We start from the raw sequence: 26,601 nt of genomic DNA on the forward strand, positions 1-26,601 counted from the left end.
GCATAAGCCACAACAGTTTCGTTTAAGAACGCCCTTGTTCATAGTAAGATGAATGGTTTACTTCTTCTCAAATTTGACATTGATCACCCGGCCCGAATCCAATTCCATTCCACTCACTTGCCCGATAGTGCGTTGAAAGCGATAGGTCCCCATTCGTCCTGTATAGATGTCAACATCACTTAACGTACAATTGTGTTCCTCTCCATTCCCTACACGGGCGACCAACTGTCCGTCTTTCAATTCGAAGATGTAATTCACCTCCAACTCCGGACTGAAGTACGTTCCTATATAGTCATTTGGATTGACACCGCTGAGGTCTTTTTCTTCTTTCCGCTTTACTTGAGTAGGCCGATTACCTTGCATCACAGTCAACTCTTGGGCCAGCCCGTCTTTCAGATCCGTAAACGTAAAACTAAGACCGTCCTGCCCCTTCATTTTAAATCGATTACCAGTTTCCCGATAGAGGTTGTATTCGGATCCGTTCCATTTTTGCTTGGCGTGTAGGGAATCGTTGGAAATACTGAAGACCACTTCCACACCAGGCTCTACCTCGTAGGTGCCAACCAACTGGTCCAGTTCCATCTCCGCCTCATCCATGGGCGGGTTTTCTACCTCCGCCACAGCTTCGCTCGGAAGGTCTTTGAATTGGTCTTTCAATATAATATCGGCAATCTCTTGTGCCATAGTAGACGGGTTGGCGTCGCCTCGGTTGGCAAATATGGCAACAGAGACCTTTTGATCGGGAAAGCGCAGAAGTTCGGCCCGGAATCCCACAAAAGCACCACCGTGACTTATCGTTCTAAGTCCTTTGTATTCTTCCATGAACAGACCGCCGCCATATTCGGTATCTTCTCCGTTGCTGAGCTTGCCTGTGGTGGTCATCTCTTTCCAGAAGGCATCATTCAGCAACTTCCGTTCATAGTATTCATTGTCCCATTTTAGGATGTCCTCAATACTGGTAAAGATGCCGCCATCTCCTATCATGTCTAAGGTAGTCATACTGATCTGGTAGCCACCATCCGTTGTTGGGGCATAGCCCGAAGCTCGATTTTTGACGATGGCCTGGTGATCATTGTGAAAGTGGGTAGCGGTCATCCCCAAGGGCTCAAAGATCTCTGCTTGTGCAAATTGGGCCATATTCTTCCCGGAAACCTTGTTCACCAATTGCCCCAATAGCCAGTAACCGGAGTTGCTATACGTGAATTCGCTTCCCGGCTCAAAATTCAGATCGGTCTGGTTGACCAGCCACCGCATGATCTCCTGGTCGGTATAGAAATCGTCCTCGCTCATCCCTCTCAAATAGGAGATCTGTAAATAATCTCGAATTCCACTGGTATGATTCATCAGTTGCCGGATGGTGATCCGGTCTGCATAATCCGGAAATTCAGGAAAGTGTTTACTTAAAGGATCTTCCAGACTAAGCTTTCCTTGTTGCGCGAGCAACACTACACAGGCGGCAGTGAATTGCTTGGAGGTCGAACCAATTCGAAACACAGATTGGGTGTCATTGGGAATGTCGTATTCCATGTTAGCCAGTCCGTATCCCTTACCATAGACCAATTGTCCATCTTTAAAAACGCCCAATGAAGCTCCGGGGGACTGCGGGCTGATCAATGTGGTAAATACTTCGTCAATGGCTTTTGCTTCAGCAATTTGCCCAGAGCAAGGGATTGAAAGGACAATCAATCCCAAGGCTAGTAGAAGTGTTTTCATAGGGTTGGTGAAAATGGTTAGTTCGCTAGTTAGCATCTCAAAGGTGGTGACAAAAGATAAATTTAGGTAAACCATTTGCCTTTACCAATGAAAACAAGGGTATTGGTCAAATAAACAAGATGCAGGATTAGGAGAGAAACCTGGTTTTTTCAATGCTTTCAATGAAGATCTGACTGGGCTTTTCGCTTAAGAAACTGGAATAATCTGTTGCAAACCAGTTCTCAAAATAGAAATGATGGGTGTAGTCTTTACCATCGATAATTTTCTACCCTCTAAGCAGCCCCCTTTTCAGAAATAAAATCTTGTTCGTTGGTTTATCGGGATGAAATATTAATTGATTCCTACTTACTTCTTTTTCAGTTGCAACCTTAATCAAGAGATCATAACTCTCATCTGAAAATTCTAAGAGCGACTGAATTATTTCTTTCATTTTTCTTGGAGAAGATTTTGTTTTAATTGATCTCGGCTTTTATGGCTTGCCTCCCGACAGCTGTCGGCACTTGCAAGTGTATTGCGTTTAACTTAAACGTCTTTACAAGTTAAAGATTTATCGCCTTATTCTTATGCGACTTCCTGTAACCCGCAAAATCTTGTATGCGTTGTTACTGCAAGTATTTGTTACACAGGCTTTGGCCTTTTGGAAACAATCATTCGATTCAGTCTCAAAGGATCATTTTTCCCTCATGATACCTTAATTACCAAACCTGGTCAGTCTACTTGGGAAAGTGATTGGGAGAGGAATTGTGATGGAGCGCCTAAACAGCCTAGTGTTTGCAGAAAATAAACAGAATTCCACTTATCTAAGCAGAAGACAGTTTTATCGAAAGATACGTGCTATTGGGCTAATTGTTTTCAAAAAGCCTTGTAGCCTCTTTAACTTCAGTTAAGAACAAATATGGGTTAAATCTGTTGAAAATCACAATTTCTAAAATTAGTGACCTATGAAATATTTTTATCACAACAAGTTCACTTGCTCCCTAATATCGGTATTATTTACGTTTATAACTGCAGGTGCAATTGCTCAAAAAGAGAAACCAAATGTTGTTATCATGCTTGCTGACAACATGGGTTATGGTGATTTAGGGGTTTATGGAGGTGGTGAAATACGGGGAATGCCAACTCCAAATGTTGATCAAATTGCCAAGGAAGGCTTCCAGTTAACACAGTTTTTTGTAGAGCCAGGGTGTACTCCAAGTCGTGCAGCGCTAATGACAGGGAGGTATTCCACTAGGTCGGGATTAAATAGCATTATCGTGGCTGGTACTCCAAGTACCCTACAGGATAGTGAATTGACCATGGCTGAGATGTTTAAATCTAAAGGATATGCCACTGGTATGGTGGGTAAATGGCATTTAGGTCAAGAAACGCAAAGCCTCCCTACCAATCAAGGGTTTGATGAATACCATGTAGGTATACTCGAAACAACGGATGGCACACTTTACCCAGAGACAATGAGAAGGTCCAGACTTCCTGAGGAGTTTATACAAAACGCACAGCCCTACATATGGGAGTCTCAAGAAGGAACAAACGAATTAAAAAAGGTGCGGGCTTACGATTTAGAATACCGCAGGCAAATCGAAAAGGACATTGCCGATGCTTCTGTAAAGTATATAGAAAAACAAGCCAAATCAAAAACACCATTTTTTTTATATGTGGGTTGGTCTCATGTACATTACCCCGGGCTTTCGCATCCGGATTTTGTGGGTAAATCGAGTTCAGGTCCATACGGTGATATGGTAATGGAACTGGACTACAGGACCGGTCAAGTTATGAATGCTATTAAAGATGCAGGTATTGAAAACAATACGATTGTCATATGGCTTTCTGACAATGGACCTGTACAAGCGCAAGGAACAAATGGGGACTTTATGGGTAGTTCTGCTGGGCCTTGGCGAGGTGAAATTGGGGATGCGCTTGAAGGATCTCTCAGGGTTCCTGGAATAATTAAATGGCCAAATAAAATTAAACCGTCTGTGAGTAATGGCATGGTATCTATTCATGATTTTATGCCTTCACTTGCTGCTGTTATTGGTGCAGATATGCCTCAAGATAGAGCTATTGACGGGGTAAATCAAATGGGGTTGTTTATGGGTCAAAATAAATCAGCTAGGGAAAGTTTAATCACTTTCATTGATGGTGAAGTGGCTGCAGTACGTTGGAAACACTGGAGAATCTACCCCAGACAGTTCACAAACTCTGACGGTACACCAAGCCAATATGGGATTGGGGCCTATCGTGTGGACGGTGTGGGTTACCCTGCAATTTATAACATAAAACAAGATCCTCGGGAGCAATGGAATCAAGTGGGCTTTGTAGCCTGGGTCATTGCTCCATATTTGAAAACCGTGTCTGAATATTATAAAACGCTCCAGCAATATCCGAACCCCAAACCATTGTCTATGACCAGGTTTGGAAATCGAAATTGAGTTGCACTGTGACAACTAGATCAAACGGGAAATCCTATGATACTTTTTAGACATCATAAGCGATGAATTCTTACAGTATAAATACGTGTTTGCTGGCTATAAGATGCCTAGTAATACTTACTGTATTTTTAAATCTTTCCAGTACAGTGGCGCAGCAAGCCTCTGCTTTTCAGGCTGGTCATTATTATCCGGGCCTTATCAATACAAGAGACATGGCCCAACCGCCTTCTTCTGGCTTGTTTATTTTGTGGTATAACTTTTATGCTTCCAGTTCGGCATACTTTGACCAAAATGGTAACAAATTCGATGGCATTAGTTTAAGCGATCTCAATCCTGTCTTACCTGATATAAATGCATCAACTAAATTAAATGGATTTGGTAGTGCACCCGTAATTGCTTGGGCCTCTCCTAAAATAAAACTGCTTGGAGATGCCCGCTACATTGTTGGAATAGCTCCTAATTATGTAAGTGCAGATGTGTCCCTTTTAACAGAGGGGCCAGGAAACGTTTTGGGTGTGCCTTTAAGTAATGAAAGTACGGCAAAAGTTTCAGGGTTTGGGGATTTTATTTTTATTCCTTTTGGATTGAGTTGGGGCGGTCAAAAAATGGATGTCACAACGGCATATACCATTTATGCCCCAACAGGTAGATACACGACCGGAGCATCGGATAATATAGGTTTAGGGTATTGGACCCATCAAATGCAGGGCTTCGGATATTACTATCCAATTGAAGATAAATCTAGTACCATCATGTTAGGCCTAACCTATGAGGCCAATTCAAAAATTAAGGATAGTGATGTGCGTCCTGGATCTCGTTTTACTTTGGAGTATGGTTTAAGTCAATTTTTATCCGAAAAACTGGAAGTGGGTATTGCAGGGGCTCACAACTGGCAAGTAACCGAAGATACAGGTGAAGATGTGTTTTGGAATACCGCTAATTTTGATCGTAAAAGCTCATTGTTTTTTAATGTAGGATACTGGCCTATTGCACAGCGATTAAATATAAATTTCAAATATGGTTTTGATTATGGATTGCGCCAGCGGTTTAAGAATAACATGGTTGTGCTAAACCTTCTTTTTAATCCTAACCTTCTGGTTTCCAAAAATTAATGTGATGGGAGGTGCGTGTTGTGATGCTAAAATTATTTGAAACGAAAATGCGGCTAAGTTTACTTCTGCTAGCCTTCCCATTTATGATCTGTCATGGTCAAAATATTGAAATGATAGATAGTTTAAGCACTTCTATTATTCAAAATGTATACATGGAAAGTCCTGATGAGGTGAGTTCAGATAGCTCCCAGGCTAAAAAGAAGTCGTCATTAAAGGCATATCCTTATGTGTTTTACACCCCGGAGTCCAAATTAGCTTTTGGAGCTGGTGGTATTTATATTTTTTACACAGGGCAATCTCAAAACTTAAAACCTTCAAAAATAGGTTTTGGCGGATACTATTCTACCAATAAACAATACAAGATTAGTATGAATAATGTCTACTATTTCCTTGAGAATAAGCTGTATTTCGAATTGCCTTTAAGTTATGGCTACTTTATAAATAAATTTTGGGGAATTGGAAATGATGTTCCGGATAGCGACACTACTAATTACGCCCAGCAAACCTTTTCGGCCACCCTAACAATTCAGGTGCCACCTGAATTATTTTCTGCAGATAGAACAGGTATTATTGTGGATTATGATAATACAACTATAAGAGATAGGATGGGGAATCCACAGTTAGAAGATCCTTCAGTAATCGGGGCCAACGGTGGCCAATTGATTGGTCTAGGAACGGATTTATTATGGGACAAGAGAGACCATCTCTTCTACCCCACAGAAGGTAACTATCAATATTTTAGAGCGATCGTTTACCCCGAGTGGAGTGATTTTGTTTTTGCACAGTTTCAGCTAGATGCTCGTGTCTATTATAAAACCAATAAGAGAGGTGTTTTGGCAGGGAATTTTTATTTAGAATCTGTGGTTGGTGATGCCCGTTTTACAAGTTGCCCTCTATTGGAGGTGTACAGATGCGAGGCTATTTTTATGGCCGCTACAGGGATAATTTCTTTTCAATGATTCAGCTAGAGCATCGGCAATTCTTTGCCGAGCGATGGGGGTTTGTGGTTTTTGGAACATTAGGGAACGTGGCAGAAGATATTTTAAAGTTTGATTTTTCTAACTTGAAATACAGTCTTGGCACAGGGCTTAGATTTAAATTTAATAAGGAGGAGAGTGTTAATCTAAGGGCTGATTTGGGGATTGGTATTGATGGAAGTACTGGGATCTATTTTGGTATTGAAGAAGCTTTCTAGAAGGCTGGGAGGTATGGTGTTTAGTGGATAGCTAGGTAATTTTAACTATAAGTAAATGTTAATCAGCTATTTAATATATGTGAAGTACATTATACATGATTTAAAACTTAAAAAATGATCAGATGAAAAAGCGAAGTATTTATTTAGTGTTGGCCCTTTGGGTTGTTTGTGCCTCAAGGCTAATGGCTCAGGCTGATTCTGCTGAAACAGCCTCTAGTGATTTGGCAAACAAAATTCAAAATCCCATAGCCAGTCTCATCAGTATTCCTTTTCAAAATAACCTAGACTTTAATGTAGGCCCTTTTGACAGAAACCGTAATACATTGAATATTCAACCAGTAGTACCTTTTTCGCTCGGTGAAAAATACAATCTTATCACAAGAACAATTATTCCCATTTCATCACTACCTGTTGGTATGGATGATCGTTCTACTGGCATCGGGGATATCAATTTAAGTCTGTTTCTAACCTCAGCTAAGCCCAAGAAATTAATCACCGGTTATGGTGTAGCCATAGGCATACCTACTGGGAAGACAGGCATAGGCCTAGAAAAGTGGACCGCTGGGCCATCATTCATTGCGCTCACCCAACAAAATGGCTGGACCATTGGTGCTTTAGTACAAAACACATGGGATTTTGCAGGCTCTGATGATGTAGTGTCTGATGTGAATTTTTTCTATTCTCAAATATTTGTGGTTAAGAATTTACAAAAGGGATGGTATGTGAATACAGCACCTATCATCACCTCAGATTGGGAGGCGGCAAGCGACAACAGATGGACAGTACCTTTAGGCGGTGGCTTTGGTAAACTGACCCGTTTAGGTAAACTACCTGTTAATGCTCAGATAGGTTATTACTTCAACGTAATAAGACCAGATTTTGGCGCCTCATCTCAGTTTCGATTCCAAGTAGTTTTCCTATTTCCGAAATAGTATGAGGGTTTTTCATTAATGGTAAATAGTACTTAACTGTAATAAAACCAACGGCTTACAGCTATCTATACTCTATGGGGGTTCATTGTCTTACAATTCGATCATTAGGCCTATTTGTGCCCATCTCAAATTAATTGAACCTTGAGTTTTTTGCTCCTTTTACCGAAGCTTTTCTGAGGACCGAACGTTTCGTGTAAAATGAGTTTTCAATGCATTTTTACATGGTGTTTGCAAAAGGTTTTTCTCAAGTCCTACAGAAAAGCTTTTTACTTCGGTAAACAGATTTTTTTTGAATCTTGTTTTCCAAGAATAGATTATTATCTCTTACTTCCGATTTCATTTTAATTTATTGTATGTATTTGATGTGAGTATCTCGTGTTTTTTAATCTAGCCAATTTTTTATTTTTGCAAAATATTTTTTAAACAAACTACTTGTTTTAACGTGTGTTAACCTGAAAAACAAACTATTATGAAAAGATTGCTATTATTGGTTTTAGTATTGCCTTCGTTTGTGATGGCTCAAGAAAAAATTGGTAACAAAATTTATAAATACGGCGACGTCTACCATTCAATAGTAGGGGCCACGCTTGTTTCCTTTGATGAGGCAAAGGCAAAAACGATGAGTAAAACTCTGGAATACTTCTCTGATGCTGGAGCAAAAAATATACAATCTTACACTTCTGTTTTCCTTCCAGGCACTGAGGTATCTGAAAATACCTTTATAGGTACTCTTGACAAACGTAATATCCAAACCTTAATTGTTATTGATATTATTGATGCTTCCCAGGCATCGATGAGCAGAACCACCACCAGTGGATTTGCTTCGGCAAACCAAAAAAGAGAAAAATCTATCTCTTCAACTGACAATGGATGGTCCTCAAAATCTAAAGGAAAATCTACCTCTTCATCTACCTCTATAAGTACCACAAAAAACGTTGATTTCGTCACTGAGTTGAATTTGCGGTTAACTATTTTTTCCAAAAATGATGGCTTTAGTGCCCCTGTTGCTGTGGTTGAAGGAAGGGCGACAAATGAAAGTCCAGATACAACGCCCGATCAAATGGCTAGGCGAATTGTGAGAAGGATGGTCAAAGCTTTAGATAAGCAAAGAGCATTTTAGCATTTGTGTTAGGTTTTACCAGTTGCCTAAAAAGGTTTGTGCTCTCCAAATAGGGATACGAATAGCTGTCTTTTAGCAAAATAGTAAAGAGGCTGCTGTCTATTTGAATAAATCCAATTACCCTACTTCATTGTAGATGCTCGCAGGCGGAGAGATTGTCAAAGAAACTGCAATGAGCAGACGGCTTTAATAAGCTTTGCTCAGGGTCGGTTTTAGCCGTCTCTTAGCATAGATCATTGTTCAAATTGTTGCTAACGGTCTCGACCATGATTTCGTCGTTACACGGGCGAAGTGAACTGGTGCGAGCAAATCATCCGCAGGATTATTCCGATTAGAAATCGACCGTTGTTCTATACTTTATATTTTGGTATGGCACAAAACCACAATGAATTTTAGCCATTGTTGGGCACACTTTTATTAATCAAATAGTGTTGGTTCTAAGACAATTCGATCTACATTTAATTCTTTTCCCTTGAAAAAATCAAGTACCATATCACCAATCAAAGGCGATTGCATATACAAGTCGTGTCCTGCATTCTCAATAATAACGTGACGACCATTCTCAAACTTTTTAGCGATTTCCATTCCGCTGGTTAAATACGTTCGCCCGTCCAATGAACCACTTAATAATAAGGCATTTACCTTATTAGGTTTTAAATCTCTAAATTCTTTGGGTAATTGTGGGAATTCTAAATTTGTCATCCATTCATAGAGCAGAAAGTTAATTGAACTACCCAAAATACATTCATCTATTTGCTCTTCAATTTGTTTTTGTCGCTGTCCTGAAATTCCACTCTGCATATCCATCGCAAATGGCATAGGGCGAATACCATTAAAGATATAGCGTTTCAATACCAGAACGTCTGCTGCGATTCCTGTAAAATCACCGTTATACATTTCTGTATAGATTTTAGGAAGCCTTTTAGAATCCTCCGGATTTTTTAAATAGAATGTCGCGATTGCCGATTGCAGCTCGAAATTTGAAATTCCTACAATATCTCTTCCACCACGCCTGTTGTCATAAGAACTTGTGACAGGATTCTTCTTTATTCTTTCATGAACCTCTGTGATTTTCCGTTTTAAGTCAGGATACTTTTGCTCAGAACCGTAATTGTCTTTAGCTAATTCTGCTAATTGAAATACAAAAGTCTCAGTGTTTTTCGGAAGTTTTATCGTTTGATCTGATCCCTCGAGACTCGCCAATACCATTTTGTCAATGTTATCCTCAAAGAGCCTTGTATATTCAAAGGCAAGGTGCGAACCATAACTTATTGCCCAAACCGAAATTTTATCTGTATTTAGTACCTTTCTCAATTCGTCAATGTCTTTTGCACTTTCGGTCGTATTGTAGGCTTTTAAATTTACATTCTCTAACTCCCAAAACTCCAAACATTTTGAAATGTTTTCAGTCGTCTTTTGAATATATTCGGCCTTATCGGTTGGCTTTTCTGGTAAAAACTCAGCATAGTATTTACAATTCGGTAGTCTATCAGACATTCCAGTTCCACGCTGGTCAAAGGCAATGACATCTGCAACTTCCCTTAATTTCATAAACAATTCAAACCTGCCACCTTTTGCTGTTCCAGTTCCAGAACCGCCGGGCCCACCTGAAAGGTAGACTATCGGTTTTCCAGGATTTGGATTTGTGCTTTTAAATCTGATGAACGACAGTTTTATTGAATCTTGTGAGCTATTAGTCCTATCTTTTAAAACATAAAATGTACCCAACTCTGCTTTAACGGTATCCTGAGCTTTTGAAATAAATTCATAAGCTTCCATTTTTAAATTTTGTCCAAATAGGATAGTATTTGAAAGGATTAATATCAGAATTGTTATTGTTTTAAGCTTCATAGATTAGGTTTGTCAAATTGTGCCCAACGGTTTTGTGTATGAACAGTGGCGGGCTTTAAGCAACTACTTTTCAGATTTTAATATACATTATATAAATGAAAAAGCGATTCGAGTTAGAACTCAAACCGCTATTGTTTATAAACCTTTAGCTGTAGTTATTTTAGTTCTTCAAAGCCGCTACCTCATTTGCTTATTAATTCAAAGGAAATTCTGTTTCATTAGAAAACGGACACTTTTCTATGTCTTGGTAATTCATCGTCTAAGTAACAGAAGTTATTTTCCAATTTTCGTTAACCAATATTCAATTCCCCAGTTTTGAATTTTTGAGTCAAAAGAAAAACTGTAATCAAAGGAAATTGTTGCAAAATCTCCTCGAGTGTCAACTTTTACACGATAAAATTTTTCTTTAGTCTTTCCCTTTAAATTATTATTGAACGTTTCATAATCCCCTGAATAAAAGACAAAATCGGGCATTTGCTTTAAGGTCATTTCCTTTGTCTTTTTGGTGAAAATTACTGCCCAAGTTATAGAATCGTGTAAAAAGAGTTTGCTCAATTTTTCGATATCATTATGTGTGATATTGGATACCCTGAAATCTTCAATTATCCGATCTAGTTGCTGTTCTGAATCTTTATTTCGAGCGTTTCAAAACAGTATATGCTCATAATAGTCTTAAACCTAATAGTGCGTATCTCATAGGCTATAGGTTTATTTTCTTTTGAACATCATCTTTGGCTATTTTCCTTAACAAAATAAGACCAATGACGAACAATGGTATAAAAACTAAAAGTGGTGCTGTGGCAGATATTATCTCTTCTAAAAGTGTCATTGCAACAGTAGGTTCTGTATTACTATTTAAACCCGGAAGTAATCCAAAAAGGAAGAAAAAATTAATAAGTCCATGTGTAATAGCAAGTGGAATTAACTTATTAGTTTTTAATAAGACCACTCCAAAAAAGAACCCAATGAAAATTGCATAAATCGATTGACCAATTACTTGAGGGACATTGTCATTTACAGTTAAGTTTAACAAGTGCGAAGCACCAAAGAATATCGCCGGGAAGAGTACTCCCAAGAAGATTCCACCATCACGTGAAATATATTTTTTTAGGAAAACAGGCTGTAGGTAACCTCTGAATACAAACTCCTCTGCAAAGCCAACTAATTGGCAAGCAATTAGTAACAGTGCCATATTAGAGAAATCTATTGATGACAAATCCTTATTTATAAAACCCAAGACACCTAGCAAGAATAAATAGAAAGGTATTAAATTGAGGTATTTAAAAGACCATTTGTATTTTGAACTAATCCCGGATAATGCTTTCTCGTTTAGCCTTTTTATAAGTAAGAGACTGATTGAAAAAATCAACAACATCTTAATTGCTAATATTACATATTCAACTTGAAAACTGGAAAAGTCTTGCTCAGTAATTAATTTGTCCAAAGGGAATAGCATTATAATACCTATGACAATAAGGATTGCTATACCTGATAAGAATGGGCTTAACTTTTTAATCATATCCATATCTTGTCTGTTATGCATTTTTACACAGATGACGATATGGTTTGATTTTTGTTACTCAGGTTATGAAAATATTGCATTGGTAATTAATTATTCCATAACAAATCTGTTTTAGGATTTTGATTGATTCTAATTACAGCTAACGTCAAGTATAAATGGCGTTTTTATGTCCTTTATACAGTGTTGGCAAATGTATTATTGTCTTGCTTTTGCCTTTAAAATTGATTCAATCGCCTTATTGATATCTAATGAAGCTGCAGCTTGTCTAGGAGGGTAATTTTTAAATGTCATTAAATGGTCATTAAGTATTCCAATTGCGGGCTGCATAACCCATGATTTTTCCATAATTAAATGAAATCCTGTTATGTCATCGTACCTTTCAAAAGGATCTTTTCTCAAGTTAAATAATTGAGGCATGGTATGTTGAACCATATCGTCAAAGTAGCGCTCTTTGGTAGCGAAATGCATTTTCCATGGACCAACTCTCATTGCGGTTAGGCCACTTTCATAATAATAGAAAAAGTGGTTTCTAGCTGATTCATCTGACTTTCCAGTCCAATAATTGAGATTATTATAGCCGTCAATGTAGACTTTGTATTTCATATCGCCTACTTGCTTGCCATTCAATAATTCTTCACGAATGTTTTCATTGCCAACAGCAGCCAATAGTGTTGGTAAAACATCTTCATGAGCTGATATACCATTTCTGATTAATCCTGCGGGTATTTTTTTTGGCCATTTTACCATAAAGGGCGAGCGTAGGCCACCCTCCCATGTAGTCATTTTTTCACCTCTGAACATTGTTACTCCCGCATGTGGAAAAGAACTTTGTTCGGGACCATTATCTGTCGTATAGATTATTATTGTATTTTCATCAATACCTAGTTCTTTTATGTAGTCGAGTAATTCACCCACTTGTCCATCATGCTCCATTAGGCCATGTCCAAACAGATCTAAATCAGTACTAACGCCAGTTGCTAAATTCTTTGACTCATCCTTTAAACGAGTATAAACATGCATGCGGCTTGTAGCGTGCCAAATGAAAAAAGGTTTCTCCGCTTCTTTAGCACGCTTCATGAAATCTTTAGTTTTAGCGACTAACTCATCATCAAATGTTTTCATTCTTTCGGATGTGAGTTGTCCAATGTCAGTTACTTTTTGCTTTCCAATAACGCCAAATCGCGGATCTTCAGTTTTATCAAAGGTGTTAGTAGCATAAGATTCAATAATTCCACGGGGGCCATATTTATTTGCAAATTCTTGACTTTTTGGATAATCTGCCTGCTCAGGTTCTTCTGACACATTGAGATGGTATAGGTTTCCGAAAAACTCATCGAACCCATGAACTGTTGGGAGGTGTTCATTTCTGTCACCTAAGTGATTCTTCCCAAATTGTGCAGTCATGTAACCTTGAGGTTTTAAAAGTTCTGCTATTGTCGGGTCTTCCTTTTTCAACCCTAAGGGATTCCCAGGCTGTCCAACTGTAGTTAGACCAGTTCTAACCGGTTTTTGTCCCGTGATAAATGCTGCCCTTCCTGCCGTACAACTTGGTTGCGAGTAATGATCAGTAAATAAAACACCCTCTTTAGCTATCTTGTCAATATTAGGAGTTGGATATTGCATTCCCATGGAATAGCAACTTAAGGCATTAGGTGCTACATCGTCCACCATAATGACCAAAATGTTTGGTTTTTCCTGTGCCATAGCACTGAGGAAATTGAATAGAAAAATAATTAGAGCACTTTTTTTCATGACGTTTGTGTTAATAATCTTTAGTTTATAAAAATTTCGTTAACCAATGTTTGCCAACGGTTCGGCTATGATTTCGGCGTGGATAAATCCATCGGATTTGTCCAAAGTAGAAATCAGTTAGAACCTAGTTAGTCGTTTTGTTTAAAGATTGTGTGTATCGCTGAATTATAGCCATTGTTGGCAACTGGCTTTCTAAAGTCTTATATTCCTTTTAAAAATTCCATTAATTTCATTTTAGCATCTTTCTTGGCTTTGTAATCTCCACTATCAGTTCCTCCAAATTCATATTCGAAGTCCCTCCCTCCAAGATTGATTTTTCCAGTTCTATTATCTGTTTTTTGTTCGGGATTTCTTGAAATTAAATGCCCTGCATTTTCAAATTGAATATTATTAAAGGTATACGTGAAATTGTTTTCTTCTAGTCTTTTTTCAATCATATCAGCCATTTTTGCTGATGGCCAAACCTTATCATCACTACCAGAAAAGAGTAAGATAGGTCCTGATATGTTTTCTACTTTTATTGAAGCATATTCAACTAAATCAACTTTAGATAATCCCTTTTCCCAATAATCTATCATTTCAATTTTGTTAGACATATTTCCAGATAATTTTTCCATAGGTATATATGGAATATCAATCCCTTTATATTTCCAACTTGGTTTAAGTTCATCCGAATTATAGGGTAGAACTGTGTTTGACCAAGAAACAGAACTAGGTGAATAAGCAATAACTCCTTTTATAGTATTTGTGAAAGTTGACGCAATGACTAAAGCTAATTCAGCGTTGCGTGATGCTCCCATTACAATTATCTTTTCTGAATTGACTTCCTTTTGTGACCTTAACCAATTTATTGCATTTTCAAAGTACCCCAAATCAATATTTTCAGGTAATTTTGGTAGTCCCTCTATTCCATTATATGGCAATGATAATGCTACCATTTCCTGGGTAGAAAATTCATTTGCCCAATAATCTCCCCATTGTCCACCCCCAATTAGAATAATTGCAGTTTTATTGGTCAAGTTATCTTTAGCGAAGTATTTTGCCTGAAAACCATTTGCATTTATAGCTTTCGGTTTTACCCCATCGAATAAGATGGAATCAGCTATTAAATACCCTACCGTTAGAATTATAAGAATTACGAAAGGGAGAATATATTTTCTTTTTTCCGACATCTGTATTCAGGTTGTTCCTAACGTTTTGGCTATGCGCAGTGTCCCGAAGGGCATTGTGTATAGGTTTTGTTGTAAGCAGTTATTTATTCTGTTTTAAATTCTGGCCCTTTGATTTGTTCAAAACATTCTGGTTTCGGTATCGCAGTTGGATTGTTAAAAAAATCATTTGCTGCCTGCATTGCACATGTATTACTCCAATTGGTAGTAGGCCCATGTTTCCAGCCTTTAAAAATCAGATGGTAGGAATTTGTCAGATTATTGGTCATTGATTCAGCCCATTTGACAGGTGTCAATTCATCATATTCTCCACTTATTAAAAGAACGGGTATATCATTCTTTACAGCCATATTTTCAATTTCAGGTACTTCTTTAACACTCCAAATTTCACAAACCTTTTTATCAAAAACTGTTGGTGATAATCCTTTAACTTCTGGATATTTATTTGTTTCGATAGTGATTTTTTCTTGGGAATTAAAGGGGTTCTCTTCTGCACACCATACCGATAGACGCATCCCTTTCCCAATGCCATCTCCGGGTTCTTGGAATAAAGATTGTAATTGTTTTTTTACCGAAGACAAATCATTGTTGAGTATTTTATTTATTTCATAAGGAATATTGGGTACACTTCCCGTTGAGGCTGAAGAGAATACACTTATCAAGTCTTTTCCTTTTAGGTAAAACGTTTCCAGTTTGCCATTTTTTGGATTTTCTACTTTTACTTCAAGTGGATTGTTTGTTTTTTCTTCTAAATATTTGAGGAAGCGACTTTTAATATTCGGGAAGGCATCATTACAGACATCATCGGTTTCACAATCAGAGAGTAGTTTATCCATAGACTCTAGCAGATTGTTCACGCTTTCTTCATCATAATTAACTTCTAATGGAAGAGGTGAATCCATTACTACACTTCTAATTTTATCAGGATAATCTCTAATTAAGACCTGCCCAATCTTAGTACTGTAAGACATTGTAAGCAAGTTATATTCTTCAATTCCTAATATATTTATTAAGTCGTTTATATCGGCTGCAATTTGGTTTGTTGTGTAATAGTTTAGGTTAATTCCGCTTTTTTCTAATCTTTCTTTACAGGCTGTAGCCGCTTTTTGAAAAAGGCTATCGGTTTTGGTTGCGTCAAAATTTGGAAGATTGGATTGATAAACCGCTCTTGACCATTCAGGGCAATCTAAACTTGGCTTTGCATATTGCGTTCCTCTTTGCTCGAATAAAATAAAATCTCTATCATCAAGATACTTATAGTATTGCATATACTTTGATGCACGCATAGACGTATATCCAGGACCTCCAACCGTATACAGAATAGGGTCAGATTTAGGATTCTTGCTACGACTTTTAAAAATGTAAACAGGTAACTGTATGGTATTGCCATTGGGCTTATCTCTATTTTCGAGTACTTCTAGGTAGCCAAAAGTATAGGCTTGTTCTTTCTTTATTTTATGGGTAGTCTTTTTTGACTCAGTAAAAGTTGGGGTAAAATGCATTGTGTTTTGGCCATAGCAACTAACAGAAATCAGAATAACGATACTAATTCTAATAATTTTCCTTGTCATTTCCTTGGATTGTTTTAATTGCTTACAACGGTTTCGGCTATGAGTAGTTGCGTGGGTTAGCACTTAACTTTGCAAGTACACACCAAACTGAAAATCCGCGAGACACGAGCACGAAGTGCGAACTGGCGCCAGCAATTTTCCGAATAGGCTTGTACCAAGCAATTATTTTTACACGGTGTTGGGCACAGTTTATTTCTTTTTCTCCTCTAACCTTAAAAACCTTGCAGCATTGTTATAAAAAATATCGTCTTTTTGCTTCATTGAAAGAAAAGGAGCCTCATCAATCACTTTAACTGCACGATCAATTATTTCTGGCCAAATGATCATATCTGTCCCGAACATAATTCGTTTACCCAATCCTGCACTTACCATCTTTTTTAAATGATATTCATAAAAATATTCACGTGGATAGAATACTTGCATTCCACCTATATCAGCGTAAAGTTGTGGATAGTTTACCATCATTGAAATGAGCTCATCAATATATGGTTCACCATAATGCATAATTGAAATACGCAACTTTGGAAACTTTCTAATAATTGGTTCTAATTCCAATGGATTAGATAGACGTGGTGTAAGTCCCGGCTCAAAATAAAAATGCCCAGGTAATCCAGAACCTAAATGAATTGCTATAGGTATATCGAGTTCTTCAGCAACTGCGTAATATGGTTCCATCCTTGGATCTGAAGGAGCTATACCTTCATATTGATTAGAAATTTCACCCAGAACTCGGAATCCATTTTTATTAACTAAGATTCTTAAACTATCCGTGGTAATGTTATCCCTCCCAATCCTAAATTGGCAACTTTTGATTATCCTATCACCAATTCTATTATACATATTTTCAACTGCTAAAGGAGGTCCACTAGTTACAGCTGTAATATTATGCTTGTCAAGTTGGTAAGTCAATCTTTCGATGAAATTTTCGTAGGAACTTGGTGACCATATCGGATCATCACACTCCGGATCATGAAGCTTATTATTCCATATTTCTAAATAATCATCTTTCGGGTCAAAATGCTGAATGATACTGGTAATTGGAAGACAAAAACCCAAGGTGTCAATAGTAAACTCCTCATTCTCGGCTGAATGAATATGCATATCAATTATTGGTCCTTCATATTTTAATGCTTTTTCATGAGTTACTTTTGATTCCCTATTGGAATTACAGCCACTCAGTAAGGAAAATATGAAGAATGTAAAAATTAATCTCATTTATTCTAAATTGTGCCCAACGGTCTCGGCTATAAGTAGTTGCGTGGGTTAGCACTTAACTTTGCAAATACATTACAAAGTAAAAATCCGCGAGGATTTTCAGAAGTATGTGGGAACAAGTAATTACTTATAGCCATTGTTAGCTTTAGTTTATTTTTCTACAATTTCATTTAACTTATTGATAGTCAAGGTTTTCATTCTAGTAATCAATCCGTTTAAATATTCACCTTCCGAATTAAAAAGCGCATAGCTTGGAAACCCATTTAAAGATAACTCAGACATCAATTCATTAACTACTTTCTGATTTGCATAAATATGAATACCTTTTTGTTCCATTTCCAATATTTTATTTTCCCATTTTTCTTTATTTGAGTTAGAGTTTGTACACAGATAAATAAATTCTATTTTCTCTTTATCCACTTTTTCATACAGTACTTTACTATATTTCATTTCTTCAAAACAAGGTGCACACCAGGTTGCCCAAAAGTCTATGAGATTATATTTTGAATTATTTAAAGAAAGAATATTAGAAATTAATTGGTCTTTGGTTTTTATATGCTCAAAATCATAAAGTGTTGCACCAAATTCAAATGTTTTCATTTGAGAGTTAACCTCGGTAGCATTGCTTTTGATGTAATGTATATCACGTTTATTTTTTGACAATTTTTTCTTTTCTTCACTCAATACATTTTTTGCCCAATTCGTCCTTAAATGTTTATAAATTTGATTGTATTCATACTCATAATATGTCAAATCATTAGACCAAAGTTTTAATTTTAATAAGTCACTTTTTTTAGGTTCATAAATACTATCCAAGACTTTTGATAACCCATCAATATCGAGTAATTGCCATTCCCTTAAAAATGAATTCGTTAGTTGGAATTTTAAGTTATTAAATAACTCATCGTTTACTGGGTTTCCATTCAATTTTTCTTCCCAAATAGATAAAAAATTGTCAAGTTGATTATATCGCCTACTGTTTCCCTTTTTGAATTGATATAGTCTTTTCCAATAATCAATAGTATATTTTTGTAGTCCGTAATGGCTATAAACCTGATTTCTTAGAAATTGATCACTAGCGTTTGTTACGCCATAAGATTGCCGATTTTTAATTAAATTTAGCGTTGTGCTATCTATCGAAATTTCGTTCAATTGGGCATAGGTAAGAAGTTGGCTATAATATTCATTTTCTCGTATATGACTGATATACCATAAGAAGCTATGGTTATTTTCTTTTGAAAAATTTGTTTCTGTTTCAATTAATATTTGATTCAATGAGTCTAATGATCTTTTAAAGTGAGAAAAGTCAGAAAACTTTTTACCGCTAATTTCTAATAGATTTTGAAAAACTTCTTGTTTCTCATCAATATTATAAACGCTATATTTTGCTAGCGCATAATTCAGACTTGAATCATCTCCACTAAAAGTCAAAGATTCATCATAATTCCATATGAGTTCTTTTCTAGCTATTTTGTAATCAATTGACATTTTCAGACCCTTTGATAAAGAAAGACTTCCATAATATAGCTTTCCGACTGTTAAAAATATTTCTTGATTAGGAATTGAATAGTCTAATTGCAATATGAATTTACCTTCTTTATTAAGTGGTATGGTTTTAGAAGGCTCCATTTTTTTAAACAATGGTGCTTTAACGTAAGAAACATTAATTTTACTGAAGCTATCTTTTGGGATATTTAATATTTCAATCTCAAGCTTTGGTTTGCTGGCTTTATAAAAATCTTCCATTTTAGTAGAATCCAATGCAATTTTATCAGTTGTGCTGAATTCAGTACAACTCAAGAACAAAAGAAATGAAAGTGATATTAATACTATTGTTTTCATTAAATTAAAGCTAACGGTTTCGTATAAGAGCCGTACGGCTCTAGGACTTGTCTTGCGCTGGGTTTTGGCGGAGCCAAAAAATTGGCCCGAAGGCGAGGCAAGTCTTTGCGTTTGTTTTGTTAGTTAATGTTCGGTTTTTGTTTCAAATGATCTTGCTTTGATACTTACCACACTGAGTATGGCTTGCTTCGCAAGGTCCGCTCATCAGAAGGTCTACCAGACCTTCCTCTTCCCGGAATATGCGTTGTTGTAAAACGTTTGGTAGGCAAATACTATTCCGGTAATGATTGCAATTACCACAATAAACCCTATCCATGTATCAACCACCATTTTGACCTCAGTGCTATTTTCTTTGGTTGGATCTTCATTACCCCGTGCGCTAGAGACCTTTCCCCAAAACCCTGTCAATCCCTTTCGAACGAAATAACCGATTGAATTAAGCAAACCAAATACAATTTCTTCCATGGTTACTTACAAGTAATTCGTACTACAGCTTGGTTGGTCATTGATTCAATGTTTTACAACGTTTCGGCTATGAGTAGTTGCGTGGTTTAGCACTTAACTTTGCAAGTACACACCAAGCTGAAAATCCTCGCGGATTTTCAGAAGTAGGCAAGAACTAGCAATTACTTATAGCCATTGTTAGGCCTAGTTTTTTAATCTTCTATTTCGTTTAGTAAATTTTTTATTTCATCAATGACCAAGTTAGGTTCAGAATAATGAATATAGTGACCACTTTTTGTTGTGCTAATAAGTTTAGTTTGTGGCGCACTCTCAACCCAATTATTAAATAGTTCTTTTTTGATTTTTATGTCGTCAGGACTGAAAGGTGGTGGTGGCGCTTGATAAGAGGCTAAAATTGTTATAGGTATTTCAGTTGGTAGTTTTAGTTCTTTCATTTCATTGTCCATACTGGATACTTCTTTGTACTCATTTTGGATTCCAATTGGTTGACTGGCATAGAAGCCATCCATTCCTTTGGTCATCATATTCGACTCTTCTTCAGTTTTTGTTGCCAATATTCGTTCCATAAGTCTTTCGTGAGAAGGGTCAACAAATAAAAGTCCAACGACTTTTTCTGGATAGGAATTTTGAAATTTTCTAATTATAAAACCACCCAATGAATGACCAACAAAAATTATTGGACTGTCAATTTTTTCATTTTCAAGAAATCTATTTAATTCAGATGTCAAATTTTCTAATGTTCTTGGATTTTCTGTTGCAGAAGATTTACCAAGACCAATTCTATCATAGCTTATGGTAGTAGTAATTTTTGAAATACTGTCTTGAATAGTTTTCCAACCCCTAAAGTTTCTCCGAGTCCTGATTCAAATATTACGACAGGACTTCCATTTCCTTTTTTAACGAAATTGAAATTTAATTCATTAGTATCTGTTTGCGCAAAAGTTGTAATTGTGACTAAACAGATAATGCCAAGTAAAAATAGTTTGGTTTTCATCTAATTCTATTTTGGTTTTTAATTATGCCTAACGGTTTCGTATAAGAGCCGTACGGCTCTAGGACTTGCCTTGCGCTGGGTTTTGGCGGAGCCAAAAAATTGGCCCGAAGGCGAGGCAAGTCTCTGCGTTTGTTTTGTTAGTTAATGTTCGGTTTCTGTTTCAAAAGTTCTCGCTTTGATGCTTACCATACTGAGTATGGCTTGCTTCGCAAGGTCCGCTCATCAGAAGGTCTACCAGACCTTCCTCTTCCCGGAATATGCGTTGTTGTAAAACGTTTGGTAGGCAAATACTATTCCGGTAATGATTGCAATTACCACAATAAACCCTATCCATGTATCAACCACCATTTTGACCTCAGTGCTATTTTCTTTGGTTGGATCTTCATTACCCCGTGCGCTAGAGACCTTTCCCCAAAACCCTGTCAATCCCTTTCGAACGAAATAACCGATTGAATTAAGCAAACCAAATACAATTTCTTCCATGGTTACTTACAAGTAATTCGTACTACAGCTTGGTTGGTCATTGATTCAATGTTTTACAACGGTTTCGTATAAAAACTTGGTGCGACTCAGGTACTTGCCTGCGTCGATTCCGGCTGTGCCGGAAAATTGGGGCAAGGGCAGGGCAAGTGGACTGCCGTGTGTTTTGTTTACCTAGACAAGTTAGTAATTTCTTGGAGCGAGTAAATACGTGTTTCCCGCAATTCGCACTGGCTTTTATGCGTTGTTACTGCAGGTATTTGTTTTATAGGCTTTGGCCTTTTGGAAACAACCATTCGATTCAGTCTCAAAGGATCATTTTTCCCTTATGATACCTTATATACCAAACCTGGTCAGACTATTTTGGAAAGTGATTGGGAGAGAAATTGTGATGGAGCGACTAAACACCCCAGTATTTGCAGTAACGTTCCGGCTATGAGTAGTTGCGTGGGATAGCAGTTAACTTTGCAAGTACGCAACAAACTGAAAATCCGCGAGACACGAGCACGAAGTACGAACTGGCGCCAGCAATTTTCAGAAGTAGGTGAGAATAAGCAATTACCTATAGCCATTGTTGTTACCAGTTGTTTTAGAAACTAAATGTACGTTCGTGTCTTTTCATTCTAATATCCATTATTATTCCAATTCCAATTATTACTAAAGCAACTGAAACTACTCCAATCTTAATGCTATTATCTAAATTATTTTGAACAGCAAAACCAACAGCAAACGAAAGTCCAAAACTAGCTGTCCAAGTTGTGTAATAATTATTTGGAACGAAATGTAATTTGTTTTTGAGGTACTTTTTAAATTTAGTCAGTTTCTGTTTAAACATTTCGTTGCTAAATGAAGGTATTTTTTCAAGTTCCAGAAATTGAATGTAGCTTTCAATTCCATCAATTTGTTCAGGACTCAAATCCTTTTCTTTTAGGCTCTGTAAAATAGCTATGAATTTTTCAAACGTCTTGATTTCTGATTTTTCGTTGGTTTTCGAAAGCTGTTTTTTTAGAAAAATTATAGTTGCTTTTAAATCGTTTGTTTCAGCGACTAAATCAGAACCAGTCAGTTCTGTTAATTGCACATCTAAAGCATTGGCTATTCTTTTAACTGTTTCTCCAGTAGGTTCGGATTCATTATTCTCAATTCTTTGGATTGTTCTTAAACTTACTTTCGACTCTTCTGCCAAATATTCTTGAGACATTCCTCTGATTGCTCTTAATTCTTTTAATTTTTGTCCTAAATTTTTTGTTTCCATTATTCGTAATATTTGATGTTTCAGCAAATGTATATCGGAAACATATTCACTGATTACGTCAAGTTAACGTCATCTTTGCGTCAATTGGTTACAACGGTCTTGGCTATGAGTAGTTGCGCGGGTTAGCAGGTAACTTTGAAAGTACAAACCGAACTGAAAATCCTCGCGGATTTTGAGAAGTAGACGAGAACAAGCTATTACTTATAGCCATTGTTGGCAACTGGCTTTTAGATTTTATAATTCGGTCAAACCTTTTTTAAGTAATTATTTTTTCTTTAGGCCATTTCCAAGCATACCAAACAATTAACCCAGTAAGTATACTTTCTAAAAATGCTAGAAAGACATAAAATAAATACCATTCGTTCGTTGACATAATTCCGATAAATATCATCATTATTGTAAAAATGATTCCAAATATTATATTAAGGGTTCGGTTTATTTTTGGTTTGAGAAAAATTGAAAGACAGACCATAATAGATGGGATTGCTAAAATTACAGAAGCAATTAGCAGTGTAGTCGGACTATCCATTATATTGTCTCCTGAAATCAAGCTATTTACTTTATTAGGTGTGTATAGTTCAAAATAGTCGCCATATAAATAGCAGAATGTCGCAGAAGCCCACAATGAGGCAAGTTTTATTTTGATGTTTACTTTAGGATTTTCTAACATTTTGGTTTGGTCTTTTTAGTTTTAAGAATCAGTTCATTCATTAAGACGTAAAAATCCTTTCAAATGGTTGCCTGAATAATAAAATTAGTTCGATTTTCAGCTTGCTGCCAACGGTCTCGGCTATGAGTAGTTGCGCGGGTTTGCCACGAACTTCGCAAGTACACACCGAGTTGGAAATTCCGCAAGAATTTCCAAATTAGGTGAGAACAAGCAATTACTTATAGCCATTGTTAGCAGCTGGCTTTTTATTTTATTAATTTCTCCATTTCATTTTGTAATCTTTTTTCTGCACCCATTATATCTAAAATCATCATCTTAAGAATCTCCTTTTTTGTTCTATCCGTTTCCTCAAAGTTTTGGAATATAAACTCAGTATGTTTCTCGATTCTTTTGGTTAAATTTTGTTTCCTATAATCTATGTCGGCAAGGGCAGATAGCCTATTGTATTCAATCAATTCGATTTTGGTATTCGCTATGGCGTTCCATCCATTGGTTTTAATTGGAGGCGAGTGAATTCCGTTTGCTTTTATTATTATTTGGTACAATGAAATTCGATCGTTATTCAAGTAAACATTGATTGTGTCGACAGAAGCTTGGTGTTTGGGTAAAACTTTTTTAATGTTATCAATGTTTTCTTTCAACTCGTTCTGAATGGAAGAATAAACTTGATTTAGATATTTTTCTTCCTTTCTTTCATCATTCCAGTTATTTATGAATAATGCGATTAAAATTCCAATCATAACTATCAAAATCTCCTTTATTAAGTGCTTTATTCCTTTCATAAATAATTCCTTCTTTATATTCGATTTTTTCGCTTGCTGCTAACGGTTTCGGCTATGACTTCGGTGGGCCACAGGGCCCGGCGAACGTTAAGCGCCGGAAGTTGGCCCGGGCCAGTGAGCCGGGTTTTTGCGTTGTTGTTTGGTTTACGTTGTTATTAGTTTTCACTTGATCAATTTTCGGTCCAGAACAATAGCCCACTGAGTTATAGCCGTTGTTGTGGGTAGTATTATTTGTTCTCTTTACCCATGAATATCATTAACTCTGCGAACAATTTGTACCGAATGTCTTTTGACCTATTCAGAATATCAGTATAAACTTGAGAAGATCTATTGTATTCACCCATTTTTTCCAAAGAAACAGCTTTCAATACCATAGCTCGATAATCTGTTGAATCTTCTCGCACTAGTCTGTCAAAATCGGCTAAGGCTGAATTATAATTATCCTCTCTGAGATATAATATTCCTCTTTCTAAAATAAACTTGGAGTTAAATTCATATTCCTCAATATATCGGTTCAGTTTTTCAAAACTTGTAGATTCAACTTGTTGCAGGGAGATTCTAATGCCTTCGTCATATGCAAACTTTAACGATTCAAAATAACTACCACAATTCTCGAGGTAATACTGTTGATATTCGTACAAGAAATACTCGAAGAAGTCCGATGGATAATGGAATATACCTCTATCGTCTTCTGTTACAAATTCATCTATTTCCTCGGCATATTTCTCAACTAAAGGTTTAAAACATTGAAAATCTTCAACGTTTTTTGAGAATTTTTTTCCTAGGCATTTACAAACTTCGTCACGAAACTTTTCCTCCAAATTCTGACTGTAAATCTGCGATGTTACAACCAAGAAAAAAATGATTAACTTTTTGATCATACCTCATGATATTACCCACAACGTTCCAGCATAAAGCTAGTGGAACAGCCCGAAGGGAGCAAATTTACACTCAGAGAATCACTCAGAGTAATGAGAATCTAGCGAGAAGTTGAAACGAAGCGGAGGTTCGGTTGTGCGACGAAAGGCTAGCGGAGTGAGACTTCCGTTTATGAATTTGCTCTCTGCGGAGCAGAGCTGTGGAATTAGCCTTTATGCATTGTTATGGTGCGTTAAATCTAATTGCTGATTCACCACCTTGCTGATTTCATCAGCTTTATCATAGATCATAAAATGTCCAGCATTTTGTACTGTATAGTGGGATGGATGAGAGTTTAGTGGAATTAATCTGTCCTTTGTACCATTAATCTTGTAAGAGTTTACTAACCGGGATTTATTATCCCAACTGGTTAAAGCACCAATAGCCCATTTAGTGAAGCTTGGATCGGTGTCATCTAGAATCTTCCCAAGAAGTTCCTTCTCATCTGTTCCAAACATAAACGAAGCCATTCCTTTTGGCATATCATAAAGCTTTGAAGGAATGAGTTTAGATAGATTTGTCTTTCCGAATGCGCGATAATGCAGAGGTAACTCATCGCTGATCTCAGCTGTAGATATTAGAAATACTTTAACAGGGTTGAGATGTTTGCCTATTTCAGTCGCAATCATGCCTCCAAAGCTTACTCCCATTAAACAGAATGGCTGAGATTGGTCGATCTTCTCAGAAAGTCTAAGCGCGTAGGATTTTAGATCTTCGTTTTTGTTTGGTTCGATCCAATTCAGATGAATCATTTCCGCATCAAGTTTGAGCTTTTCGAAAACTCTCTCATCAGCACCAAGCCCACTTATACAGTAAATCCTCATGAATTAGCACTTGTTAATGCACCATAACGGTCTCGGCTATGATTTCGTTGTGGAATCATCCGCAGGATTATTCCGCCGAAATCCAGACCTTTCATTTATAAATTAAACTTTGTTTTAACTCGTTGCCACAATGAATTATAGCCATTGTTGGCATTTCGTTCTTATTCCACTTTTAATTTCATTCCATAGTACGCATTGATTAGATAAAGCACATTAACTAAAGGTCCTATCATCAATGCTTGTTTCCAATCAATAATTCCAATAAACGTAATTAAGAAGGTCAAAAATGTAATTCCTGAAAGTGCTATTGCAGTCCATTTCAACCATTTTTTCAGATATTTATCTGATGAGTATAGTTTTAATAGTCCGCCTAAAAAAATTAAGTTTCCAAAAACAAATACTACGGTTGCTATTTGATTTGCCATTTGAGACAATTCAAAAGATGTATTTTCAAATCCGCCAAGCATTATTGGATAGGTTGATAGCAGAATCAATTGTCCAACTGAAATTATTGTCCAACTTATTTTCTTAAGATTAAAAGCAAAGTATAACGCACCTATCGCTATCAAAGTCATAAATAGAAATTCAAATTTCCAGTGCGTACCGTATGAATCCCAATTTTCATTCACATAATCATGTCTTTCTACTGGGTCAAGTGGTGCCTTACTTGATAAATAGATATAAATTCCTATTGTTACGTTTATTAATATCGAACCTGAAGTCCAAAGTAGTTTTCCAAGTTTCATAATGTTCTATTTTAAATGAATGCCAACGGTTTGGCTATGACTTCGGT

The 26,601-nt window shown here is 36.7% G+C and carries 25 protein-coding genes; 6 read left to right on the top strand and 19 right to left on the bottom strand.

Annotation, left to right across the window (positions count from 1 at the left end):
- Positions 1-57 precede the first annotated feature (57 nt).
- Positions 58-1,713, bottom strand: a complete 1,656-nt coding sequence (locus tag BST85_RS13200; RefSeq protein ID WP_181040026.1) for a serine hydrolase domain-containing protein — start codon at positions 1,711-1,713, stop codon at positions 58-60.
- Between the two features lie 941 nt (positions 1,714-2,654).
- On the opposite strand from BST85_RS13200, the gene BST85_RS13205 reads away from it, so the two are divergent.
- From BST85_RS13205 to BST85_RS13230, 6 genes are all read left to right on the top strand, one after another.
- Positions 2,655-4,139, top strand: a complete 1,485-nt coding sequence (locus tag BST85_RS13205) for an arylsulfatase (protein ID WP_104813688.1) — start codon at positions 2,655-2,657, stop codon at positions 4,137-4,139.
- A 146-nt stretch (positions 4,140-4,285) separates the two neighbouring features.
- Positions 4,286-5,251 (top strand): SphA family protein, encoded by a 966-nt coding sequence (locus BST85_RS13210; RefSeq protein ID WP_245917701.1) that lies wholly within the window; start codon positions 4,286-4,288, stop codon positions 5,249-5,251.
- 110 nt (positions 5,252-5,361) lie between these two features.
- Complete coding sequence (locus BST85_RS13215) at positions 5,362-6,210, top strand: BamA/TamA family outer membrane protein (protein ID WP_181040027.1); 849 nt, start codon at positions 5,362-5,364, stop codon at positions 6,208-6,210.
- Positions 6,207-6,446 (top strand): hypothetical protein, encoded by a 240-nt coding sequence (locus BST85_RS13220; RefSeq protein WP_104813691.1) that lies wholly within the window; start codon positions 6,207-6,209, stop codon positions 6,444-6,446. The genes BST85_RS13215 and BST85_RS13220 overlap by 4 nt, the downstream gene beginning before the upstream one ends.
- A gap of 122 nt (positions 6,447-6,568) precedes the next feature.
- Complete coding sequence (locus BST85_RS13225; protein ID WP_146090727.1) at positions 6,569-7,378, top strand: transporter; 810 nt, start codon at positions 6,569-6,571, stop codon at positions 7,376-7,378.
- Between the two features lie 469 nt (positions 7,379-7,847).
- The gene (locus BST85_RS13230) at positions 7,848-8,498 is read left to right on the top strand and encodes a hypothetical protein (RefSeq protein ID WP_104813693.1); all 651 of its coding nucleotides are present in this window, start codon (positions 7,848-7,850) and stop codon (positions 8,496-8,498) included.
- A gap of 417 nt (positions 8,499-8,915) precedes the next feature.
- Here the strand turns inward: BST85_RS13230 and BST85_RS13235 are convergent, their stop codons facing one another.
- From BST85_RS13235 to BST85_RS13325, 18 genes are all read right to left on the bottom strand, one after another.
- Positions 8,916-10,349: an alpha/beta fold hydrolase gene (locus BST85_RS13235; protein ID WP_104813694.1), complete on the bottom strand. Its 1,434-nt coding sequence runs from the start codon at positions 10,347-10,349 to the stop codon at positions 8,916-8,918.
- Positions 10,350-10,622: 273 nt separating this feature from the next.
- A complete protein-coding gene (locus BST85_RS13240; RefSeq protein WP_146090728.1) occupies positions 10,623-10,904 on the bottom strand; it encodes a hypothetical protein in 282 nt (93 codons plus the stop codon).
- 145 nt (positions 10,905-11,049) lie between these two features.
- Positions 11,050-11,874 carry a CPBP family intramembrane glutamic endopeptidase gene (locus BST85_RS13245; RefSeq protein ID WP_181040028.1) on the bottom strand — a complete coding sequence of 275 codons (825 nt, stop codon included), beginning with the start codon at positions 11,872-11,874 and terminating at the stop codon, positions 11,050-11,052.
- Positions 11,875-12,066: 192 nt separating this feature from the next.
- Positions 12,067-13,623, bottom strand: a complete 1,557-nt coding sequence (locus BST85_RS13250; protein WP_104813697.1) for an arylsulfatase — start codon at positions 13,621-13,623, stop codon at positions 12,067-12,069.
- 200 nt (positions 13,624-13,823) lie between these two features.
- Entirely contained in the window at positions 13,824-14,795 is a 972-nt protein-coding gene (locus BST85_RS13255; RefSeq protein ID WP_104813698.1) for an acyl-CoA thioester hydrolase/BAAT C-terminal domain-containing protein, read from the bottom strand.
- Positions 14,796-14,878: 83 nt separating this feature from the next.
- Positions 14,879-16,363 carry an alpha/beta fold hydrolase gene (locus BST85_RS13260; protein ID WP_104813699.1) on the bottom strand — a complete coding sequence of 495 codons (1,485 nt, stop codon included), beginning with the start codon at positions 16,361-16,363 and terminating at the stop codon, positions 14,879-14,881.
- A 189-nt stretch (positions 16,364-16,552) separates the two neighbouring features.
- Complete coding sequence (locus BST85_RS13265) at positions 16,553-17,578, bottom strand: amidohydrolase family protein (protein WP_104813700.1); 1,026 nt, start codon at positions 17,576-17,578, stop codon at positions 16,553-16,555.
- Between the two features lie 150 nt (positions 17,579-17,728).
- Complete coding sequence (locus BST85_RS13270; RefSeq protein WP_104813701.1) at positions 17,729-19,420, bottom strand: TlpA family protein disulfide reductase; 1,692 nt, start codon at positions 19,418-19,420, stop codon at positions 17,729-17,731.
- Positions 19,421-19,633: 213 nt separating this feature from the next.
- A complete protein-coding gene (locus tag BST85_RS13275) occupies positions 19,634-19,885 on the bottom strand; it encodes a hypothetical protein (protein ID WP_104813702.1) in 252 nt (83 codons plus the stop codon).
- A 191-nt stretch (positions 19,886-20,076) separates the two neighbouring features.
- Complete coding sequence (locus tag BST85_RS13280) at positions 20,077-20,748, bottom strand: alpha/beta fold hydrolase (protein WP_146090729.1); 672 nt, start codon at positions 20,746-20,748, stop codon at positions 20,077-20,079.
- A complete protein-coding gene (locus BST85_RS13285) occupies positions 20,676-20,879 on the bottom strand; it encodes a hypothetical protein (RefSeq protein WP_104813704.1) in 204 nt (67 codons plus the stop codon). Before BST85_RS13285 ends, BST85_RS13280 begins: the two co-directional genes overlap by 73 nt.
- 231 nt (positions 20,880-21,110) lie before the next feature.
- Complete coding sequence (locus tag BST85_RS13290; protein WP_104813702.1) at positions 21,111-21,362, bottom strand: hypothetical protein; 252 nt, start codon at positions 21,360-21,362, stop codon at positions 21,111-21,113.
- 586 nt (positions 21,363-21,948) lie between these two features.
- Positions 21,949-22,614: a helix-turn-helix domain-containing protein gene (locus BST85_RS13295; protein WP_104813705.1), complete on the bottom strand. Its 666-nt coding sequence runs from the start codon at positions 22,612-22,614 to the stop codon at positions 21,949-21,951.
- 256 nt (positions 22,615-22,870) lie between these two features.
- Entirely contained in the window at positions 22,871-23,284 is a 414-nt protein-coding gene (locus tag BST85_RS13300) for a DUF6326 family protein (RefSeq protein ID WP_104813706.1), read from the bottom strand.
- Between the two features lie 245 nt (positions 23,285-23,529).
- The gene (locus BST85_RS13310; RefSeq protein ID WP_104813708.1) at positions 23,530-24,066 is read right to left on the bottom strand and encodes a DUF6090 family protein; all 537 of its coding nucleotides are present in this window, start codon (positions 24,064-24,066) and stop codon (positions 23,530-23,532) included.
- 227 nt (positions 24,067-24,293) lie between these two features.
- The gene (locus BST85_RS13315) at positions 24,294-24,947 is read right to left on the bottom strand and encodes a tetratricopeptide repeat protein (protein ID WP_104813709.1); all 654 of its coding nucleotides are present in this window, start codon (positions 24,945-24,947) and stop codon (positions 24,294-24,296) included.
- A gap of 210 nt (positions 24,948-25,157) precedes the next feature.
- Positions 25,158-25,808, bottom strand: coding sequence for an alpha/beta hydrolase (locus BST85_RS13320; protein WP_104813710.1), 651 nt, complete (start codon positions 25,806-25,808; stop codon positions 25,158-25,160).
- A gap of 161 nt (positions 25,809-25,969) precedes the next feature.
- Entirely contained in the window at positions 25,970-26,554 is a 585-nt protein-coding gene (locus BST85_RS13325; RefSeq protein WP_104813711.1) for a hypothetical protein, read from the bottom strand.
- Between the last annotated feature and the right edge of the window lie 47 nt (positions 26,555-26,601).

Origin of the sequence: Aureitalea marina (assembly GCF_002943755.1) — a bacterium.
GTDB classification, from domain to species: domain Bacteria; phylum Bacteroidota; class Bacteroidia; order Flavobacteriales; family Flavobacteriaceae; genus Aureitalea; species Aureitalea marina.

What these genes read in the sequence shown, in the direction of transcription:
- BST85_RS13200 (WP_181040026.1), bottom strand. Translation starts at nt 1,713, where the DNA reads ATGAAAACACTTCTACTAGCCTTGGGATTGATTGTCCTTTCAATCCCT.
- BST85_RS13205 (WP_104813688.1), top strand. Translation starts at nt 2,655, where the DNA reads ATGAAATATTTTTATCACAACAAGTTCACTTGCTCCCTAATATCGGTA.
- BST85_RS13215 (WP_181040027.1), top strand. Translation starts at nt 5,362, where the DNA reads ATGATAGATAGTTTAAGCACTTCTATTATTCAAAATGTATACATGGAA.
- BST85_RS13220 (WP_104813691.1), top strand. Translation starts at nt 6,207, where the DNA reads ATGATTCAGCTAGAGCATCGGCAATTCTTTGCCGAGCGATGGGGGTTT.
- BST85_RS13225 (WP_146090727.1), top strand. Translation starts at nt 6,569, where the DNA reads ATGAAAAAGCGAAGTATTTATTTAGTGTTGGCCCTTTGGGTTGTTTGT.
- BST85_RS13230 (WP_104813693.1), top strand. Translation starts at nt 7,848, where the DNA reads ATGAAAAGATTGCTATTATTGGTTTTAGTATTGCCTTCGTTTGTGATG.
- BST85_RS13235 (WP_104813694.1), bottom strand. Translation starts at nt 10,349, where the DNA reads ATGAAGCTTAAAACAATAACAATTCTGATATTAATCCTTTCAAATACT.
- BST85_RS13245 (WP_181040028.1), bottom strand. Translation starts at nt 11,874, where the DNA reads ATGGATATGATTAAAAAGTTAAGCCCATTCTTATCAGGTATAGCAATC.
- BST85_RS13250 (WP_104813697.1), bottom strand. Translation starts at nt 13,623, where the DNA reads ATGAAAAAAAGTGCTCTAATTATTTTTCTATTCAATTTCCTCAGTGCT.
- BST85_RS13255 (WP_104813698.1), bottom strand. Translation starts at nt 14,795, where the DNA reads ATGTCGGAAAAAAGAAAATATATTCTCCCTTTCGTAATTCTTATAATT.
- BST85_RS13260 (WP_104813699.1), bottom strand. Translation starts at nt 16,363, where the DNA reads ATGACAAGGAAAATTATTAGAATTAGTATCGTTATTCTGATTTCTGTT.
- BST85_RS13265 (WP_104813700.1), bottom strand. Translation starts at nt 17,578, where the DNA reads ATGAGATTAATTTTTACATTCTTCATATTTTCCTTACTGAGTGGCTGT.
- BST85_RS13270 (WP_104813701.1), bottom strand. Translation starts at nt 19,420, where the DNA reads ATGAAAACAATAGTATTAATATCACTTTCATTTCTTTTGTTCTTGAGT.
- BST85_RS13275 (WP_104813702.1), bottom strand. Translation starts at nt 19,885, where the DNA reads ATGGAAGAAATTGTATTTGGTTTGCTTAATTCAATCGGTTATTTCGTT.
- BST85_RS13285 (WP_104813704.1), bottom strand. Translation starts at nt 20,879, where the DNA reads ATGAAAACCAAACTATTTTTACTTGGCATTATCTGTTTAGTCACAATT.
- BST85_RS13290 (WP_104813702.1), bottom strand. Translation starts at nt 21,362, where the DNA reads ATGGAAGAAATTGTATTTGGTTTGCTTAATTCAATCGGTTATTTCGTT.
- BST85_RS13295 (WP_104813705.1), bottom strand. Translation starts at nt 22,614, where the DNA reads ATGGAAACAAAAAATTTAGGACAAAAATTAAAAGAATTAAGAGCAATC.
- BST85_RS13300 (WP_104813706.1), bottom strand. Translation starts at nt 23,284, where the DNA reads ATGTTAGAAAATCCTAAAGTAAACATCAAAATAAAACTTGCCTCATTG.
- BST85_RS13310 (WP_104813708.1), bottom strand. Translation starts at nt 24,066, where the DNA reads ATGAAAGGAATAAAGCACTTAATAAAGGAGATTTTGATAGTTATGATT.
- BST85_RS13315 (WP_104813709.1), bottom strand. Translation starts at nt 24,947, where the DNA reads ATGATCAAAAAGTTAATCATTTTTTTCTTGGTTGTAACATCGCAGATT.
- BST85_RS13320 (WP_104813710.1), bottom strand. Translation starts at nt 25,808, where the DNA reads ATGAGGATTTACTGTATAAGTGGGCTTGGTGCTGATGAGAGAGTTTTC.
- BST85_RS13325 (WP_104813711.1), bottom strand. Translation starts at nt 26,554, where the DNA reads ATGAAACTTGGAAAACTACTTTGGACTTCAGGTTCGATATTAATAAAC.